Genomic DNA, 17,506 nt, shown 5'->3' on the forward strand with positions numbered 1-17,506 from the left:
TTAGATAAGCTGGCTAAGGGACTCAGGCTCCAGGTTCAGGTTGTGCGTAAACATTTTGCGATAATGGGACGGGGTGGTATGTTTGTGCTTTTTAAAGGTGGTAATAAAGTAGCTCAGATGCTCAAAACCGACGTCCATCGCAATGTCGACAATTTTATGATCCGTATGCTCAAGCTGCAGGCAGGCCTGCTGTACACGGTAATAATTAATGTAGTCCACCGGACTCTTCTGTACCATCTGTTTGAAAAAACGACAGAAATGCCCTTCGCTCATATTCGCTTCATCCGCCAGTTCTTTCAGCTTGAGTTGTTCAGGATAACGCTTGTGAATATAACCGAGCACCGATTTCAGGCGTTCCACCTTGTCAGGGCTTCCTCCATGAACAGAGCCTTTGAGCGGCAGCTGTACACGATGCTCAAACATTCGGGCAAACATCAGATAGAGATAGGCTTTTGTGGTCATTTCACAGGTGACGGCTCCGGCTGCGTGATCTGCGAAGATACGCTCCAGATATTCCAGCACTTCTGCTCCCCATGCTTCATCCGCCGTGATATGAGAGGGGAGTCGCACATTTTTTCGTATGATGGGAGCGATAAATTTCTCCTGCACTACGTCAAAGCTATGACTGCCAAGCAGATCGGAGTGAAACACGATAGAGGAAAATATACAAGGCTCCGTGCCTCTCAGGTTGCCTGCATGAATCTCGCCCCGATGAACAAAAATAGCCTCTCCTGCCTTGACCTCAATTCGGTTCATATCAATCTGAAACACAGCAGAGCCATGGGTCACCATCGTAAACTCCATCTCGTCATGCCAGTGGCAATCGAGAATGCTGTCACCATTCAGCTGCTGGATGTCAGGATACACACTCACCGGGTACATGGCATTGCCATGAATGCGATCCTCCCGTAAACGTTCACGTTCCATAATGCCCTCCTTGTATCTATGAAAAGATGTAATCGTTTGCAATAGACATCAACAATTAGCTGAATAATCTTTGAAATATCAAAATCCTGATATATTTAATCAAAATAGAAGAAGAAATTCGTTATTTATATCAATATCATTATAGTATAACCGAAGGAGGTAATCCAAGATGAAATTTACAGATGGCTATTGGCAGATCCGTGATGGATATCATGTTCAAAATCCTGCGGACGTTCGAGATATTGTACAAAAGGGCGATTCCTTTACCGTATATGCAGCAACAAAACGTATTGAGCGCAAAGGGGACACCCTGAACGGAACACTGCTCAAAGCAACCTACAGCTCTCCAATGCCTGACGTTATTCGTGTACAGTTAAATCACCACAAGGGCAAAGTCAATCCGGGTCCTGAGTTTGCTCTGAACACGTTGAATACCGATGTGCAAATTACACAAGATGAGCATGGCGCAGAGCTGAAAAGCGGAAATCTTCGTGTAAGCGTGAACAAATCCAAGGGCTGGGATATCGGCTTCCATTATAACGATAAACGTCTGACAGGCAGCGGCTGGAGAGGCCCGGCATATATCGAGTCAGCGGCAGAAGGGGTATTTTTCCGGGAGCAGCTGGAACTGGGTGTGGGCGAGTATGTCTATGGCCTTGGTGAGCGCTTCACTCCGTTTGTGAAAAATGGCCAGGTTGTGGATATCTGGAATGAGGATGGCGGCACAAGCAGCGAGCAAGCCTACAAGAACATTCCGTTTTATCTGTCGAACAAAGGATATGGTGTATTTGTCAATCATCCTGAAAAGGTATCCTACGAGATTGCTTCTGAAAATGTATCGAAGGTGCAGTTCAGTGTAGAGGGTGAAACGCTGGAGTATTTTATTATCGGTGGTGCCAATCCCAAAGAGGTGCTGGACAACTACACCAAGCTGACTGGCAAACCGGCTTTGCCGCCAGCATGGACGTTTGGACTGTGGCTGACAACGTCATTCACAACGGATTACGATGAAGCGACGGTGAATCACTTTGTTGATGGCATGGCTGAGCGTGATCTGCCGCTTTCTGTTTTCCACTTCGACTGCTTCTGGATGAAGGAGTACCAGTGGTGTGACTTTGAATGGGACAAGGACATGTTCCCTGATCCAGAGGGTATGCTGAAGCGTCTTAAGGACAAGGGACTCAAAATCTGTGCATGGATCAACCCGTATATTGCCGAGAAATCCATTCTGTTTGATGAAGGCATGGAAAAAGGTTATCTCGTCAAGACAGCTGATGGCAGTGTATGGCAGTGGGATAAGTGGCAGGCGGGCATGGGGCTTGTGGACTTCACGAATCCAGAGGCAACTGCGTGGTACAAAGACAAGCTGAAAGGTTTGATTGACCAGGGCGTGGACTGCTTCAAGACCGACTTTGGCGAAAGAATTCCGACCGATGTTGTATACCATGACGGTTCTGATCCGGTGAAAATGCACAACTACTATACTTTCCTGTACAACAAGGCTGTATTTGAAGTGCTGGAGGAGAATCTTGGTAAAAATGAAGCGGCCTTGTTTGCACGCTCCGCTACCGTAGGCGGTCAACAATTCCCAGTACACTGGGGAGGAGACTGCTCGTCCAACTATTCCTCCATGGCAGAATCACTGCGCGGCGGATTGTCTCTGGGCCTCTCCGGGTTCGGCTTCTGGAGCCATGATATCAGCGGTTTCGAAGCAACAGCCGAGCCGGATGTATACAAACGCTGGGTACAATTTGGCCTGCTCTCTTCACACAGCCGCCTGCATGGTAATGAATCGTACCGTGTACCTTGGTTATTCGATGAAGAGGCTGTCGATGTTGTGCGTGACTTTACAAAACTGAAGCTGAGCCTGATGCCTTACCTGTTTAACTCTGCGGTTGAATCCTCTGTACAAGGTCTGCCTATGATGCGGGCGATGGTGCTGGAGTATCCAGACGATCCAACGTGTGCGACGCTTGATCTGCAGTACATGTTTGGTGACTCGATCCTGGTTGCGCCGATCTTCAACAAAGAAGGCGATGTGCGCTATTACCTGCCTGAAGGCACGTGGACAAATTATTTGACAGGAGCCAAGGTTGAGGGCGGACGCTGGATCAGTGAAAATCATGACTTCAAAACACTGCCAATGATGATCAAGCCAAACAGTCTGATCGCGGTAGGTGCAGTGGACAGCAAACCGGATTATGATTTTGCGGACAATGTATCCCTGCATTTATTTGAACTTGCTGATGGAGAGACAGCACAGGCTGTAGTTGTTAATCAAGCCGCAGAGCAGGAATTGCAAGTCGCAGTATCACGCAGCGGGTCGAAGCTGGCGGTTCACGCCGAAGGTACAGGCAAGCCGTGGAGCATCGTGCTTCGTGGTATTGATTCGGTATCAAGTGTAGATGGTGGCACGCAGCAAGCTGGCTCACATGGAGTAATCGTAGCTGCAGCATCAGGGACAAGCGAGCTTACTATAGAGCTGTAACATGTTACAATAGGAATAGGAGCGGACGGTGCTTGAGGCACCGTCTGTTTGTTTATCGTTGATCTGGAGTGCACAGGAAAGGAAAGAGGGGAACGACATGGCAAACAAGGCAGATAAGGCAGATCATCAACACCAGTCTTCGGGCTTGCACAGCCCGATATCACCTGAAGTGCTCCAAGCACTTGTACGCAAGCATTTTGGTAATTATACCGAGGTCAAACAATATGGACTGCTGTCTGGTGGCCTGTTTAATACAACATATCGCATTCAGCTGGAGCATACGAAGGTAACCGATGTTATTTTACGGCTTGCCCCTGAACAACCTGTGCAGCGCTTTACGAACACAGGCAACGAAGATTCAGCACAAGCGGATCCCTTGTTTTCATTTGAACGTACGATGATGGCAGCTGAACCCGTAGTGTATGAACATTATCGCCAAGCGGGCATTCCTGCACCAGAGGTGCTGGTTTGTGACGATAGTGGCTTGGAAGTGCCACGAACTTATATGTTTATGGCATTTATCCCGAGTCTTCAACTGGATCATTCATCCATTGCACAAGGGGACAAAGAGCACCTGTATACACAGTTAGGTATGTACACGGCTACCATGCATCAGATTGAAGGAGCGTCATTCGGATGGCCGCAGGCAGACGGCACTATTCGAGGATCCAATCGCTGGTCCGAGGTGCTGCGAGCTTTGGCGGATGAAACGAGTAAGAAAGCGGCTCGGATAACATATATGCCGGGCATTGGAGAAGAGATTACGGCCATTTTTGAACAGCATCACACCTTGTTTGATCAGATTAAACAACCAGTGCTTGTACATAACGATCTGTGGGAGGCAAATGTGCTTGTACATGGTAAACCAGGCAGCATGAGCATTGCAGCGATCATTGATGGTGACCGCTCCATGTTTGCCGATCGAGAGTATGAGGCTATTCTGTCAACAAATTCCCAACCGTTTCATACGGGATATGGATACGCATTAGACAAATCATTCGAGGGAGAAGCCCGCAGGCTTGCGTACCGGCTGTTATCGTCTTATTTTAATGCATACGTTCATAAGCATCAGGTGAATCAGCCCGTGGATGGACAAAGGTATGAAAAGCGGACGATAGAACTGCTTGAAGAGTGGAAAAGTCTTCGGTTTCGCTAAGTAAATCCATTTTGACATATCCTGAATAATCAACCTTGGTTAGACCGACAATAACGCTGTTGTGTGTACAATCTGCGAAGGTGGTTAGGGTATGTCTGATAAAAAGTGGGACCTCGTCGCACTTGCTTCCATCCCTGTGATTATGACCTTGGGGAACTCCATGCTTATACCGATTTTGCCACAGATTGAACGGGAATTGAAGGTTTCTTCATTCAAGGTCAGTATGCTGATTACGGTATATGCTGTAGTGGCGATTCTGCTGATTCCACTCGCAGGATATTTATCGGATCGATTCGGCAGGAAAGTGGTCATTATCCCCAGTCTTGTTATTGCGGCGGTCGGTGGGGGGGTTGCCGGTGCTGCAGCATGGATGATGGAAGGTGATATCGCTTACTGGACGATTCTTGCGGGAAGGTTTTTACAGGGGATCGGTGCGGCAGGTGCTTTTCCCATTGTCATTCCACTGGTGGGGGACATGTTTAAGGATGAAGATCAGGTCAGTAAAAGCCTGGGCATTATTGAAACCTCCAATACGTTTGGCAAAGTGCTCAGCCCGATTCTGGGAGCAGCGCTGGCGGTTTGGCTCTGGTATTCCCCGTTTCTGGCCGTTCCGGTGCTTTGTCTGATTTCGCTATTGCTCGTTATATTTCTGGTCAAAACACCGAAGAGGAGCGAGAAACCCCCGACCTTCTCTGAATTTATTGCGTCCATCCGTGGCGTATTAAAACAAAAAGGGCGTTGGTTATATGCGTTGTTTGCTATTGGCGGCATCTGCATGTTCCTTCTTTTTGGCGTGCTGTATTACCTTTCGGAGACGCTGGAGAGTGAATTTGCGTTAAAGGGTGTGGTGAAAGGCCTTGTGCTGGCAATCCCGCTGGCCGCGTTATGTCTTGCTTCTTTTTTTGCGGGCAAATGGATCGGGAAAAACAAATCCAAAATGAAATGGCTGGGCTTCATGGGGCTTGCCTTGGTTACCGTATCGCTGGGGATCATCGGCATGTTCGACAATATCTATGTTGTCGTGGGGTTATTTACGCTAGGAAGCGTCGGAATCGGGGCTTCACTGCCGTGTCTCGATACGTTAATAACCGAAGGGGTAGACAAAAAGCAGCGGGGTACGATTACTGCTTTGTTCAGCAGTATGCGTTTTATCGGAGTATCTCTGGGCCCGCCTGTTGTATCCTTGCTCATTGGAGCCCATCACTTCCTGCTGTTTGGCATTCTGGCAGCATCGGGTGCAGTTGGGGCTTTACTTACCTTGTTAGCGGTGAAGCCGGATAAGGGAGGGCAGTCGTCCTCCGAAGGAGATTCGAAGCATCAGCACGAGCAAGAGAATGAAGCAAACCCATCATACAGAGTCCCTTTGCGTCGGAAAAAGAGTCCATTTTGACATGGCCTATCTGAGTAATTTTTTATGTCTGAAAAGGGTAAAATAAAAACGCGTATACTCCGAGAGCAAATAAACCGCTGCCCGGTGTAAACGCGTTTTTGTTGTGAAATGCGCTGAGGTCTATTTTCTATTCTCAGAACCGGAAGCATTTGTTTCAGAAGCGTCGGATGCAGTGATATGTGTGTGTGACAGCAGCGGATGCGTCTGAATCTGAAAACTGCCGCTCCGTTTACCCTGGATCAGATAGATCAGCAGAAAGAGCACCATGAACAATACAGAGTAGCGGTACATTTCGGTATAGCTGGTCAGGGAAGCGATGGAACCAAGCAAAAGGGCTCCGGTAGCAATCCCGAGATCAAGCGTATTTAAAAACATGCCATTAGCCATTCCCCGCTGAGCAGGGGAGACCACCTGAATCATCCAGGTTTGCAGTGACGACTGCATGGAGCCATAACCAATTCCGTACATAAATGCTGCTGCAAACAGTACAGGCATCGTTGATGCTGTGGATAGGATAACAAGTCCGACTGCGATACATACGGCACCTGGAATTAATAAAGCTTTAGGTCCCTTGCTGTCGTAGATACGACCGGCAAAAGGTCTGACAAGCAACACAGCCATAGCGTTAAATAGGAAAAACAAAGCCGGATTCGCAAGATGAGCTTCCTTGCCAAACAGGACGATGAATCCAACCAGTCCGCCGTAAGTAATGGATAACAAGCCGTTCAGTATACTAGGAAGAATCAGTTTGCGGTTAAAGGTTGTTTTCCCGGTAGCACCCGATGCTGCAGATGGAGCACCCGATACAGTTACCGCAGCGGGTTCGGCAGCCTGCTGCGATTGAGCCGCTTTTTTGCGGGTCAGGCTGTAACTGAGTGGATAGATTACAGCGATAACAGCCGCAGTGCACACCATAAGCGTCACAAATCCGGCCCCTTGCAGCAACGTAACACCGATAATAGGGCCCATGGACATCGCAAGGCTTGTTGACAGACCAAAGTATCCCATGCCTTCACCCATCCGTTTCACGGGAACAATGTCAGAGGCCATCGTTGGGAAGGCGGTGCTGCTCATGCCGAATCCAACACCAAACAACATGCGCAGCAGCAACAACACAGCAATGCCGGCAGCAAAATAATAGCCGAGCGTGGCGAGCAGGGCTACAGACAGACCGATATAAATCATCGCATTACGCAAACCCTTCTCCAGCGCTTTGGCGGAGTAAAGCCTTGCTGCAATGGCACTCAATGCAAACAGACAAGTGAAGAGACTGACTTGAAAGGCATTGGCGTGGAAACGATCCTGTACATACGAGGGAAGGGGCGAAACGATCATGTGCAGTTGAAGAAACAGCAGAAAATTACATAACATCAGCAAAATAAAATCGGTTGTCCATAATCGGACAGGTGCAGATTGTTCTTTCATGGTGAGACATTCCCCCTGAGTTGTGATAGTTACAGATTGTGATTGATGAGGGAAAGAGTATGCTTAAAGGCTTCCATCTGGTCTGCGGGTATACCTTCTGCAAGTTTTTTATTCATTGCTCTTTCGATCGGTACAAGAATATCAATTAAAGCTTTGCCTTCCTTGGTTATATACAGCAGATATGCCCGGCGGTCATGTTCGCTTGTTCGACGTTCGACCCAGCCTTTCTTCTCAAGCAAATCAATAATTCGTGCTGTAGTTGGCTGATCCTTGAAAACAAGCCCGGCGATCTCCTTCTGGTTCACACCTTCTGAACGATTCACATTAAAAAGGACAGAGAACTGCTCTGTCGTGATATCGTATGGCTTGAATTGAGATGCCAGCAGTGCCGCTGATTTGCGATGGGTGAGTCCGAGCATGAATCCAACGGATTGCTCCAGAGAATAATCCATGTATCAATGAGCCTCTCTTTCCGTAATAACATCGTTTAAATTCATTTAATTGTTATAACAACTATATGTGAAACAAGTAATTTTGTCAAAGCCAATTTATGCTTTCAAGGTGATCGCATCCCGGTGCAAAGCACACAGAATCCTGTTAGAATAGGAATGAAACGGCTTTCAAGGCAATCAAATTCGTGTGTAAGGAGCGTTTAATGATGCTGAAAAATATCCCTGCCATACTTCCGCCAGAGCTGCTTAAATTCATGTCCGAGATGGGGCATGGCGATGAACTTGTGATCTCCGATGCCAACTTTCCGGCAGCCAGTCATGCGCAGCGACTGATACGCTGTGATGGCGTAAACGCTGTGCAGCTGCTGCAGGCCGTATTACAATTGTTACCGCTGGATACGTATGTAGAGAAGCCCGCCGCTGTAATGCAGGTGGTTAAGGGCGATCCCGTCATACCGATCATCTGGGAGGATTACCGGCGAATCATTGAAGAGCACGAAGGCATGACCGATGCATTGGAGTATGAGGAACGCTTTGATTTTTATGAACGGGCCACCAAAGCTTACGTCATTGTTGCCACGGGGGAACGGGCGCAATATGCGAATCTGATTTTGAAAAAGGGTGTTATCTTTCCTGAATCAGGCCATGCCCAAGGGCAGCTGAATCTGGAATTCAAATAGACCATCCATGTTATGGCGACGGAGCTGGCGAGGCTTTCGTTGCCTTTTTGTGTTTACCCGAACGCAGCCAGTAGACGGCAATATATACATAGGAATCGACTCAACCAGAACAGAAACGGCTGGTATCGCGTAAGAGCGATCGTCAATTCGTAAGCTGCTGCATTTCTGGCTTAACGCATCATTTACTGCAAACTTTGCTTCAGTTGATGAATGGGGCACAACGAAAATTTCTTTTACAATTAAATCAAGAAGAGATGAGGTTCATGAAGATATGAAGCAAAGGGAGGATATGGGAGCTATGGAGGAAATAGAAATGCAGCAAACGCAGGACGTGCAAGTTCGAATCAGACAAGCGAACGGAGAAAACGACGTGTCTGAAGTATCAAGGCTTTTTAACAATTACCGTATATTTTATGGTCAGCATTCAGATCTGGAGGGAGCCCGCTGTTTTATCAGGGAACGATTCCGTAAAGAGGAATCTATCATTTTTATTGCTGAATTAGGTGATGCAGGTGAGGGCACGTCAGCTGAAGCAGGTTCCATATCTCGGTATTGTGGTGAATCACAGATGCGGGCGGCTGGTTTTGTGCAGATTTATCCCAGCTTTAGTTCCGTTTCTATGGGACCGATCTGGGTACTGAACGATCTTTATGTCGATTCGGATTACCGCAAGCAGGGGATTGCAAGAAAACTGTTACAGGCCGTTGCCAGAGAGGCGCAGAAACAACAGATCATCCGTATTACGCTAAGCACTGCTGTGAGTAATCTGCATGCTCAAGCGTTATATGAGTCTGAAGCGTATACACAGGATCAGAGCTTCATGTATTATGAACGTAGTGTTTATTCTGGAAATGAAGCGTAAGAGAAACACTCGGCGTTAAGGGCAGGTAAAAGGAGGGGAGCAGCTGATATGATGCAATGGATTGCCATGATTACGATGCTGATCGATCATATAGGTGCTGTATTTTTTCCGCATATTGTGGAACTGAGAATTATCGGACGTATTGCGTTCCCGATCTATGCTTTTGCGGTGTATATTGGCTACAAGCATACACGTAATGTGCGGAAATACATATGGCGTTTGTTCTGGATCGCGGTTATTTCTCAATTGCCGTTTATGGCAGCGTTTAATCATTTCTCGCTGAATGTGGTCTGGACCTTGTGGTCGGCGCTGCTTGTTTTGCTGGCTTTGGATAAGCTGCCTTCCAGACCTCTTGGGATCCTGATTGCCATCGGAGCAGGCATAATCATGGAATACACACATATGGACTACGGGATGTATGGCCTGCTGCTGGTACTGCTGTTCCGCTACTTCAATGGGCCTGTGCTGGTTATGGCTCATGTAATTCTGAATGGACTCTATCTGCTGCTGTACCACAGTTCATTACAGATGTACAGTGTGCTGGCAACTATCGGGATTGCGATTGCTCAGTATTATCAGGCGGCGTTTCGTTTGAAGGGACCACGCTGGATCTGGCGTTATTTCTATCCGGCTCATCTTGCGATTATTGCTGTGATTCGCTGGTTGCCCTGATAGCATATTCTGTTATCGTATGGCAAGAAAAAGCCACTTTTTCGCTATGTGCAGCGAGAAAGTGGCTTTTAATTTAAGGAGTACATTGATGTTTATTTTAAAGAACACTTGCCGGATCTCGATTTAATCCGCAACCGTCTTTGTTCCGTAGTTCGGACGAATCGGCTCCGGGAAATATCCGATCTGAACTGCATAGTCCAGCATAAGGTTGATGAAACGACGGTCTGTTCTGGCACACGAAATTCCGGCCGGTTCTACATATGCGGTTGTTACCGGTGATGCATAGGCATATGCTGAATCCTTCGCTCCATCACCTTCAAGCTGAGCGATGGCAAGCTGTAGGGCTTCTGGCTCTTTAGGGATCGTGGCATCGAACAGCCAGCGGTTATAATCCTCAAACGGCATCGTCTCAACATGATAACCGGCATGTTTGATCGCTTCGATTAGATCGTCATAACGAATCGGCTCCGGATTACAGATGTGGAATACACGTCCGGCTGTATCCTGACGCAAGGCCAGATGTACAATCGCTTCACTTGCATAATCAATCGGCGTGAAGTCCATCATCCAATCTGCAGCAGGCGCTTTACCCAGCATCAGCATTGCTTTGATCATTCGGTATATCGCATTGCTATCGATGTTGGTCTGGAAACGACCGGTGAGAGAATGACATGTGAGATTGCCCGCACGATAGATGCTGACAGGCACACCTTCTTCTGCGGCGGTCATAAGCACCTTCTCGGCTTCGAGCTTGCTGTCCGAGTACAGGTTGTCCACATGCAGCTCAGCCGGGAAACGGTCGTACTGCAGCGTGGATTCCCATTGTCCGCTAAGGGCCAGATCCTCCGGTATACCCATCGTCGATACGTGATGGAAGGAGGCTCCTTTTTTGTTGCGGATCAGATTCAGCAAGGCAACGGTACCTTCGACATTCGTTTTGGCAAACTGTGATGCTTCTCCGAAATGTCGTACGTCAGCTGCACAGTGAATGATGCGGTCAATGCGTGATTGAATGTAAGCTTGCTGTTCACCAGAAAGCCCAAGGTTTTTTTCCTCCAGATTGCCTTCAACGATCTCTACACGTTCTGAAAGCTGATCAGCCAGTTGTTTTCCGAAATAATCTTGCATGACTTTGGTTAAACGCTGCATGGCTGTTGTTCCGTCACTTGCACGGCGAACGAGGGCGTAGATGCGCGCCGAAGATTTGACAATCAGCTGCTGCAGCACGTGAGAGCCGAGATAACCCGTTGCGCCAGTCACCAGCACATGCTCGGGTTTAACAATATCCGGGTACCCCAGTTGGGATGAGAGCTCGACCGGATGTTCGGAAAGCTGAGTCAGCACTCCGCTGCGGACAGAAGCCTGTGTATCCGTACGCTGATGGGATAACATTTCTACTCGACGAGCAAGTGCACGAATCGTTTTTTCAGCAAAGAAATCGGCAATTTTAAGCTGTGGATAATGCGGCTTCAGGATAACCAATACATGGATGACCCGCAGGGAGTCGCCGCCAATGCTGAAGAAGCTGTCCTCGATACCGAACTCGTCATGCTGCAGAATTTCTTTCCACGCATTGTACAGAATGATTTCCGTTTCTGTTTCGGGCATCACCCGGTCAGGCTGGTCAATATGACGTTCCGTATGCGGCATGGATACCATTGCTTTACGGTTGATTTTGCCTGTCGGTGCGATCGGCATCATATCCAGCTGACAGATCCATTTCGGTATGAAATACGATGGCAGCTTCTCTGCAAGTGCTGCTTTGATGTCAGCTGGCGAAACGGTGCTTCCATCTTTGGAGGTGAAATAACCGACCAGCATATTCTGACCATCTGCTTCCTTTTTTGGAATAACAGCCACATCCTGAATCTGCTCCAGTCGAGCCAAATGATCTTCAATCTCACCGATCTCAATCCGGTGACCACGAATTTTTAGCTGGGAGTCACTACGTCCGACATACTCCAGCAATCCTGTATCCAGTACCTTGGCAATGTCGCCGGATTTGTAAATCTTTTCTCCGATAGCAAAGGGATTATCAACAAATGATTGCTCGGTGCGCTCAGGCTGGTTCAAATAACCTTTGGCAAGGGCAGGCGTTGCGATGTATACTTCACCGGGAACACCTATCGGACAGAGCTGCTGTTCTTCATTGACGATATATACTTTGTAATTATGAATCGGTTTGCCGATGGGAATGTTAACGACATCTTCTGGAACCTGCTCACTGATCCGGTGAGTGGTCGTAGCTACTGTACATTCTGTAGGCCCGTATACGTTAACGATATCAATCTGATTACCAAATTTACGCTGGAATGCCCGAACCTGCTCGCCGTAAAGCGCTTCTCCGGCTACGGTAATAATGCGCACCTTTGCCAGCTTGTGAAAGCCTTCGTCAGACAGATAGGAAGCCAGCTGGTTAAAGAAAATCGTTGGCAAAATGGTGATAATCGTTGTTCCTGTGCGTTCAACTGCACTTGCAAACTCTTCGATGGATACACGTTCTTCCGCAGACAGCAGGTAGAGCTCCGCACCATAGAACAGGGCGCCGATCGTGTCCCACACGGATGCATCGAAGCTGTATGTGGCAAACTGGGTCAGAACGTCTCCAGGCTGAATGTCGCAGTCACGCTGTACAACGCTGCCCAGATTGGTGACTCCCCGGTGCGCAATCAGCGCGCCCTTAGGCTTGCCGGTTGAACCAGAGGTATAGATGATATAAGCCAGATCGTCCGGCTTGATATCCAGATTCGGATTGCTTGCTGCAAAACCTGCAAGACGACCGTCCACCGAGAGAATCTGGCGTACCGTCGAAATACCAGAGAATAATGCTGCAGCCTGATCATAAGAAGCTTCTGTTGTCAGTACAAAAGATGAGGCCGTATCTTCAACAATGTAGCTGTTGCGTTCCTCTGGATGTTCAGGATCAATGGGTACATAAACACCGCCTGCCTTTAATATACCGAGCAATGAAATGATCGTTTCCAGGCTTCGATCCATAAAGATGCTTACAAATTCACCTTTCTGCAGTCCATTGGACATCAACACACGAGCAACCTGATTCGACCGCTCGTTCAGTTCCCGGTATGTATAACTCATTGAAGGAGAAGTTATCGCCGGGTAATCCGGGTACGCAGCCGCAGTTGCTTCGAACCACCCATGAATTGTTGGATGGACTGGCTCAAGCATTGATGTATCATTCATCTCACGGTAGATCAAACGATCGGAAGGAGAAAGGATATCTACAGCCCCAATGGCTTTATTGTCGTCACGCAGCATTGCGAGAAGCAAAGTCTGGAAGTATTCTGCATATCGCAGCACTGTAGTTTCCTTTAACAGGGAGCAGTCGTAGAACATGTCAAGAATAATTTCATTATGATCATAACGAATGTTCCAGTTCATCACCTGAGGGGCCTGAGGCAGCTGAACACTATTCAGCATAAATAGTGTCTCAGGATACCCTCCGGTTTGCAGCGTATAATGAATTTTCAGCTGTTCTGTAATTTGTTCAAACAATTGATGAAACGTTGTTTTGCCCTGAAGCTGTAATGAAAGATAGGAAGCTGCCTGATCTGGCGCAAGTACCCCAATGGCAAGCTCCTGTTCTGCAGACAATCGGAATAACAGGGCCGCATAGGCTGAAAGGAATGCAGGATACACCATCTGTTCCCCAAACCTCTTTTGAAGTTCACGACTCAATGATGCTTGGAATGTAATATGAGTAGACTCATAAGAGAAAGTTTGCTGGCGGCGCCCATAATCCAGTGGAATCTGAAGAACAGGCAAGCCAGATTCCACTATGTGGGGTGATGATTGGTTTTCAATCACTTCAGGTATCCTCCTTGGTTGAAACCGAGTGTTGGTTTATTTTATTGTTGCTTGCTTACATGGAAATGAGAGATCAGTTCTTGCAGTTCTTCGGACATATCGTTCAATCGAGTAGAGGAATCTACCAGTGTAATCAAGGAAGCTTTCTGTTCATCAACAGATATTGAAATCTGTTCACTGCTTACTGCTGTTTTACTTACACTTGCGGACAAATCTTCTGCCGTTGCTGTCATCTCTTCTGTGCCTGCTGAAATTTCCTCTGTTGCACTTGATACTTCCTGAATTTGCTGTGAAACCTTTTTCGCTGCTTCGAGAATTTCGTCGAACAATTGACCTGTTTGATCTGCTACTGTGAGCCCCGTATCCACTTCCGAGGTGCCCTGTTCCATCGCACGAACGGCTTGTCTAATACCGGCTTGAATCTCTTGAATCAAAACACCCACCTGGCTGGTTGCCTGTTCTGATTGTTCAGCAAGCTTGCGTACTTCGCCAGCAACTACCGCAAAACCTCGACCTTCTTCACCGACACGAGCAGCTTCAATGGAAGCATTGAGAGCAAGCAGGTTGGTTTGGCTGGATATGCCCGAGATAATGTTCAGGATATCGCCGATTTCCTGAGAACGGCTTTCCAGTACTTCAATGGCGGATGCTGTATTTTTTACAGACTCAGTAATCAGATTCATTTGTTCCGAGACTTGTCGAACTACGCTGTTACCCTGTTGTGAGCGGCGTTCCATCTCATAAGCTTCGTCCGCTACACTGGCGGAGCTGCTTGCAATGGTCTGAATAACGGTAGCCATCTCGGACATGGCACGAGCGCTGTCCCGCGTTGCCTGCTCCTGTGAACGGATGTTGGACGCAATCTGGGTTACGTTATGATTAATAGAGTCTGCGTTGTCACTGTTGCGTTCAGATACTTCATAGAGTTCCTTCGCAGACTGATTGACTTCCTGAGATGTCACTTGCACTTTTACGATAGTGTCATTAATTTTGCGAACCATGACGTTGAATTTCTCGTTAACGAGTCCCAGATCATCTTTGCCTGTCGGGATGTTGACATCAAGGTTACCTTTGCTTACCTCGTCAATACCTTTAATCAGGTGACGAATCGGAGAAAGGGTGTTTTTAACAACCAGGTATTGGATGATAAGGAACAAAAGCAAGAAAGCAACGAGAATAATTGTTCCGTTTAACAGCAAGGTATTCAGACCAGCCGGCACCGCACTTGCATCGGCATCGACAGCGAAGTAAGCAAAAATTTTGCCATTGCTGTCCTTGATCGGGTAAGCGATCGTTGTCCAGGTTCCAAAATCATCTGAATAAAACGTGGTGAATGTTGGACGGTCTGTATTCAGCATTTCTTTGAGCGCATTGGCAACGACAACCGGCTGTTCGTACATGTCACCAATATTTACGTTATCACTCTGAAAAGCCTCTCTCAGGTTTGTTGGCATTGCGACAAGCGAGGTTAATCGTTTGTTATCGCCGCCAAGCTCAACACCAAAGATATAGGCTTGTGCAATGTTAGGATAATATTTTTGCATTTCATCAAAATAGGCTCTTAATTTGGTCTGTGCTGTTCCATCATAGCTTTTTTCGGTAATTGCGGTCTGTACATCGACAGGATTAATATCTTCGGCCCACTTTTTCGTAATCTGTGCTACTTGTCCATGTAACTGATCGACCAGAATCGTTTTTTGGAAGTAATAACTGCTTGCAATCAAAGCTACACCAATGATGATAATGTTGGTAAATGAAAGCAATAGGTTTTTGGAGAAAAACGACATGTTTTTCCAGCTCAATGATTTCACTAAATTCCACTCCTGATCTCTTTTAAAGTTAAATGTTTGTAAGCTGTACTTCGAATCGAGCAAGCTATCTCATCTCGTCATCCCCTTCTGAAAATATGCGACAATGGTCTTGGTTTCCTGTTTGTGTATACAGACTTATGTACCTCTTGAAACCATTGGTGTCTAATTATTAAAACACAACTCTATCTATTATGTCGTGTAAAATGTCGTTAAATTGAAGAGTATTGTTAAAACTTTTTTAATTTTCTACGTAAATGTGGACATAGTTCTCAAAAAATAGGTATTTAGAACTGTTTATTGTTATGAATTGCCATTTTTTAGTTTCATTCTGTATTCTATAACATAGCGAGTAAAATTACACTATCAAACATCCAGAAATGAACACCTTGCTGCATCAGAAGCATGGATATACATTACATAAGGTTTTATCTATAATAACTACATATGGTTTTTTACAAATTGAGAGCAGGCGGGGGTTAAATGATGAATCTGAAACAAATTGCGGCAGAGCATGCGGCATCATTCGTTGAAGATGGAATGAAGGTTGGTTTGGGCACAGGCTCAACTGCATATTATGCGATATGTCGGATCGGGGAACGTGTTCGGGAAGGGTTGAACATTCAGGCGGTAGCTACCTCGGAGGCTTCAGACAAGCTTGCACGGGAGTGGGGCATACCGATTATCCCTTTTGATCAAATCGGGCGTCTGGACCTGACGATTGACGGAGCAGACGAGGTTGATCCGGATTTCAACCTGATCAAAGGCGGCGGCGGTGCTCTTTTGCGTGAGAAAATAGTGGCAGCAAACAGCGATAAACTGATTATTGTTGCTGATGGCAGCAAGGCTGTACAGAAGCTGGGTAAATTCCCGCTGCCTGTTGAAGTCGTGCCTTTTGCCTCGGAATGGACTTTTCAGACGCTTGAAAAAATGGGATGTCAGCCGCGGTGGAGAATGGACGGGCAAGAACGGTACCTTACCGATAACGGCAATCTGATTGCAGACTGTCATCTGGGCACAATTGAGCATGCAGCAGAATTGAATGTGCAGCTTAATATGCTCCCTGGTGTTGTAGACAACGGGTTATTTGTGGATATGGCAAGCCTTGTCATTATCGCGAAAGAGGATGGCACAATAGATGAGCTTCACCGTCCGTGATCATTAAAGAAAAAGGGTCTGTGAACATTGAATAGGAAGAGGGTGAGTACAATCACGAGGATAGAATCGGTACTTAGACAAGATGAGCTTGTCCTCCGATGCGTGGAGCCGCGAGATCTGGCTGAACTCTATGAACTGATCTATGGGGAGGACGAGCCCGAATGGAAACGATGGGATGCGCCTTATTATCCGCTGGAGCGTGTGAGTTACGAGCGTTTTGAGCAGAATACGTTCAAACGCATGAGAGCGGATCACGAGGAAGCACACCCCGCATCTATTCGGGTTATTGAAGCGGACGGAGAGATCGTGGGCATGATCAGCTATTATATAGAAGATTCGTCATCCATGTGGCTTGAGATAGGAATCGTGATCTACAAACCCTCAAGATGGGCCCGGGGCATTGGTACGAGAGCTCTTCAAATGTGGTCAGGCTATTTGTTCGAACATATGCCTATAGTCAGAGTTGGACTAACGACCTGGTCGGGCAACGAGCGAATGATGCGGGCTGCTGCCAAGGTTGGATTTCAGATTGAGGCACGTCTGCGGAAGTGCCGGATTGTACTTGGAAAGTATTATGATTCTATTCGAATGGGAATGCTTCGTGAGGAATGGGAGCAGATGTATGCCATAAGGGCGGACAGAAATGTAAACAACTGATGGAGG

General features: G+C 47.1%; 13 protein-coding genes. 8 read left to right on the top strand and 5 right to left on the bottom strand.

Annotated features, from left to right (window positions below; genetic code table 11):
• Positions 1–927, bottom strand: coding sequence for an AraC family transcriptional regulator (locus ACQSGY_RS15900; protein ID WP_427052589.1), 927 nt, complete (start codon positions 925–927; stop codon positions 1–3).
• A 169-nt stretch (positions 928–1,096) separates the two neighbouring features.
• On the opposite strand from ACQSGY_RS15900, the gene yicI reads away from it, so the two are divergent.
• The 3 genes from yicI (at position 1,097) to ACQSGY_RS15915 (ending at position 5,961) form a co-directional block, all read left to right on the top strand.
• Positions 1,097–3,415, top strand: a complete 2,319-nt coding sequence (gene yicI / locus ACQSGY_RS15905) for an alpha-xylosidase (RefSeq protein WP_427052590.1) — start codon at positions 1,097–1,099, stop codon at positions 3,413–3,415.
• Positions 3,416–3,512: 97 nt separating this feature from the next.
• Entirely contained in the window at positions 3,513–4,571 is a 1,059-nt protein-coding gene (locus ACQSGY_RS15910) for a phosphotransferase family protein (protein WP_427052591.1), read from the top strand.
• Positions 4,572–4,662: 91 nt separating this feature from the next.
• The gene (locus ACQSGY_RS15915; protein ID WP_427052592.1) at positions 4,663–5,961 is read left to right on the top strand and encodes an MFS transporter; all 1,299 of its coding nucleotides are present in this window, start codon (positions 4,663–4,665) and stop codon (positions 5,959–5,961) included.
• Between the two features lie 120 nt (positions 5,962–6,081).
• On the opposite strand, the gene ACQSGY_RS15920 is transcribed toward ACQSGY_RS15915, so the two are convergent.
• Together ACQSGY_RS15920 and ACQSGY_RS15925 are read right to left on the bottom strand one after the other, a co-directional pair.
• Positions 6,082–7,386 carry an MFS transporter gene (locus ACQSGY_RS15920; protein ID WP_427052593.1) on the bottom strand — a complete coding sequence of 435 codons (1,305 nt, stop codon included), beginning with the start codon at positions 7,384–7,386 and terminating at the stop codon, positions 6,082–6,084.
• 29 nt (positions 7,387–7,415) lie between these two features.
• The gene (locus ACQSGY_RS15925) at positions 7,416–7,838 is read right to left on the bottom strand and encodes a MarR family winged helix-turn-helix transcriptional regulator (RefSeq protein ID WP_111269940.1); all 423 of its coding nucleotides are present in this window, start codon (positions 7,836–7,838) and stop codon (positions 7,416–7,418) included.
• Between the two features lie 206 nt (positions 7,839–8,044).
• Between ACQSGY_RS15925 and ACQSGY_RS15930 the strand changes: the two genes are divergently transcribed.
• The 3 genes from ACQSGY_RS15930 (at position 8,045) to ACQSGY_RS15940 (ending at position 10,052) form a co-directional block, all read left to right on the top strand.
• Complete coding sequence (locus ACQSGY_RS15930; protein ID WP_427052643.1) at positions 8,045–8,518, top strand: RbsD/FucU family protein; 474 nt, start codon at positions 8,045–8,047, stop codon at positions 8,516–8,518.
• A 298-nt stretch (positions 8,519–8,816) separates the two neighbouring features.
• Complete coding sequence (locus ACQSGY_RS15935; protein WP_427052594.1) at positions 8,817–9,380, top strand: GNAT family N-acetyltransferase; 564 nt, start codon at positions 8,817–8,819, stop codon at positions 9,378–9,380.
• A gap of 48 nt (positions 9,381–9,428) precedes the next feature.
• Complete coding sequence (locus ACQSGY_RS15940) at positions 9,429–10,052, top strand: TraX family protein (RefSeq protein WP_427052595.1); 624 nt, start codon at positions 9,429–9,431, stop codon at positions 10,050–10,052.
• 123 nt (positions 10,053–10,175) lie between these two features.
• On the opposite strand, the gene ACQSGY_RS15945 is transcribed toward ACQSGY_RS15940, so the two are convergent.
• The gene (locus ACQSGY_RS15945; protein ID WP_427052597.1) at positions 10,176–13,877 is read right to left on the bottom strand and encodes an amino acid adenylation domain-containing protein; all 3,702 of its coding nucleotides are present in this window, start codon (positions 13,875–13,877) and stop codon (positions 10,176–10,178) included.
• 41 nt (positions 13,878–13,918) lie between these two features.
• On the bottom strand, positions 13,919–15,664 hold the full coding sequence (locus ACQSGY_RS15950) for a methyl-accepting chemotaxis protein (RefSeq protein WP_427052644.1): 1,746 nt from the start codon (positions 15,662–15,664) through the stop codon (positions 13,919–13,921).
• A gap of 507 nt (positions 15,665–16,171) precedes the next feature.
• Between ACQSGY_RS15950 and rpiA the strand changes: the two genes are divergently transcribed.
• Both rpiA and ACQSGY_RS15960 read left to right on the top strand, forming a co-directional pair.
• Positions 16,172–16,843: a ribose-5-phosphate isomerase RpiA gene (gene rpiA / locus ACQSGY_RS15955; RefSeq protein ID WP_216513350.1), complete on the top strand. Its 672-nt coding sequence runs from the start codon at positions 16,172–16,174 to the stop codon at positions 16,841–16,843.
• 42 nt (positions 16,844–16,885) lie between these two features.
• Positions 16,886–17,500 carry a GNAT family N-acetyltransferase gene (locus tag ACQSGY_RS15960; RefSeq protein WP_427052598.1) on the top strand — a complete coding sequence of 205 codons (615 nt, stop codon included), beginning with the start codon at positions 16,886–16,888 and terminating at the stop codon, positions 17,498–17,500.
• Positions 17,501–17,506: the final 6 nt, after the last annotated feature.

This window comes from Paenibacillus sp. TC-CSREp1 (assembly GCF_050171015.1).
Lineage (GTDB): Bacteria > Bacillota > Bacilli > Paenibacillales > Paenibacillaceae > Paenibacillus > Paenibacillus silvae.

What these genes read in the sequence shown, in the direction of transcription:
- ACQSGY_RS15900 (WP_427052589.1), bottom strand. Translation starts at nt 927, where the DNA reads ATGGAACGTGAACGTTTACGGGAGGATCGCATTCATGGCAATGCCATG.
- yicI (WP_427052590.1), top strand. Translation starts at nt 1,097, where the DNA reads ATGAAATTTACAGATGGCTATTGGCAGATCCGTGATGGATATCATGTT.
- ACQSGY_RS15910 (WP_427052591.1), top strand. Translation starts at nt 3,513, where the DNA reads ATGGCAAACAAGGCAGATAAGGCAGATCATCAACACCAGTCTTCGGGC.
- ACQSGY_RS15915 (WP_427052592.1), top strand. Translation starts at nt 4,663, where the DNA reads ATGTCTGATAAAAAGTGGGACCTCGTCGCACTTGCTTCCATCCCTGTG.
- ACQSGY_RS15920 (WP_427052593.1), bottom strand. Translation starts at nt 7,386, where the DNA reads ATGAAAGAACAATCTGCACCTGTCCGATTATGGACAACCGATTTTATT.
- ACQSGY_RS15925 (WP_111269940.1), bottom strand. Translation starts at nt 7,838, where the DNA reads ATGGATTATTCTCTGGAGCAATCCGTTGGATTCATGCTCGGACTCACC.
- ACQSGY_RS15930 (WP_427052643.1), top strand. Translation starts at nt 8,045, where the DNA reads ATGCTGAAAAATATCCCTGCCATACTTCCGCCAGAGCTGCTTAAATTC.
- ACQSGY_RS15935 (WP_427052594.1), top strand. Translation starts at nt 8,817, where the DNA reads ATGGAGGAAATAGAAATGCAGCAAACGCAGGACGTGCAAGTTCGAATC.
- ACQSGY_RS15940 (WP_427052595.1), top strand. Translation starts at nt 9,429, where the DNA reads ATGATGCAATGGATTGCCATGATTACGATGCTGATCGATCATATAGGT.
- ACQSGY_RS15950 (WP_427052644.1), bottom strand. Translation starts at nt 15,664, where the DNA reads ATGTCGTTTTTCTCCAAAAACCTATTGCTTTCATTTACCAACATTATC.
- rpiA (WP_216513350.1), top strand. Translation starts at nt 16,172, where the DNA reads ATGAATCTGAAACAAATTGCGGCAGAGCATGCGGCATCATTCGTTGAA.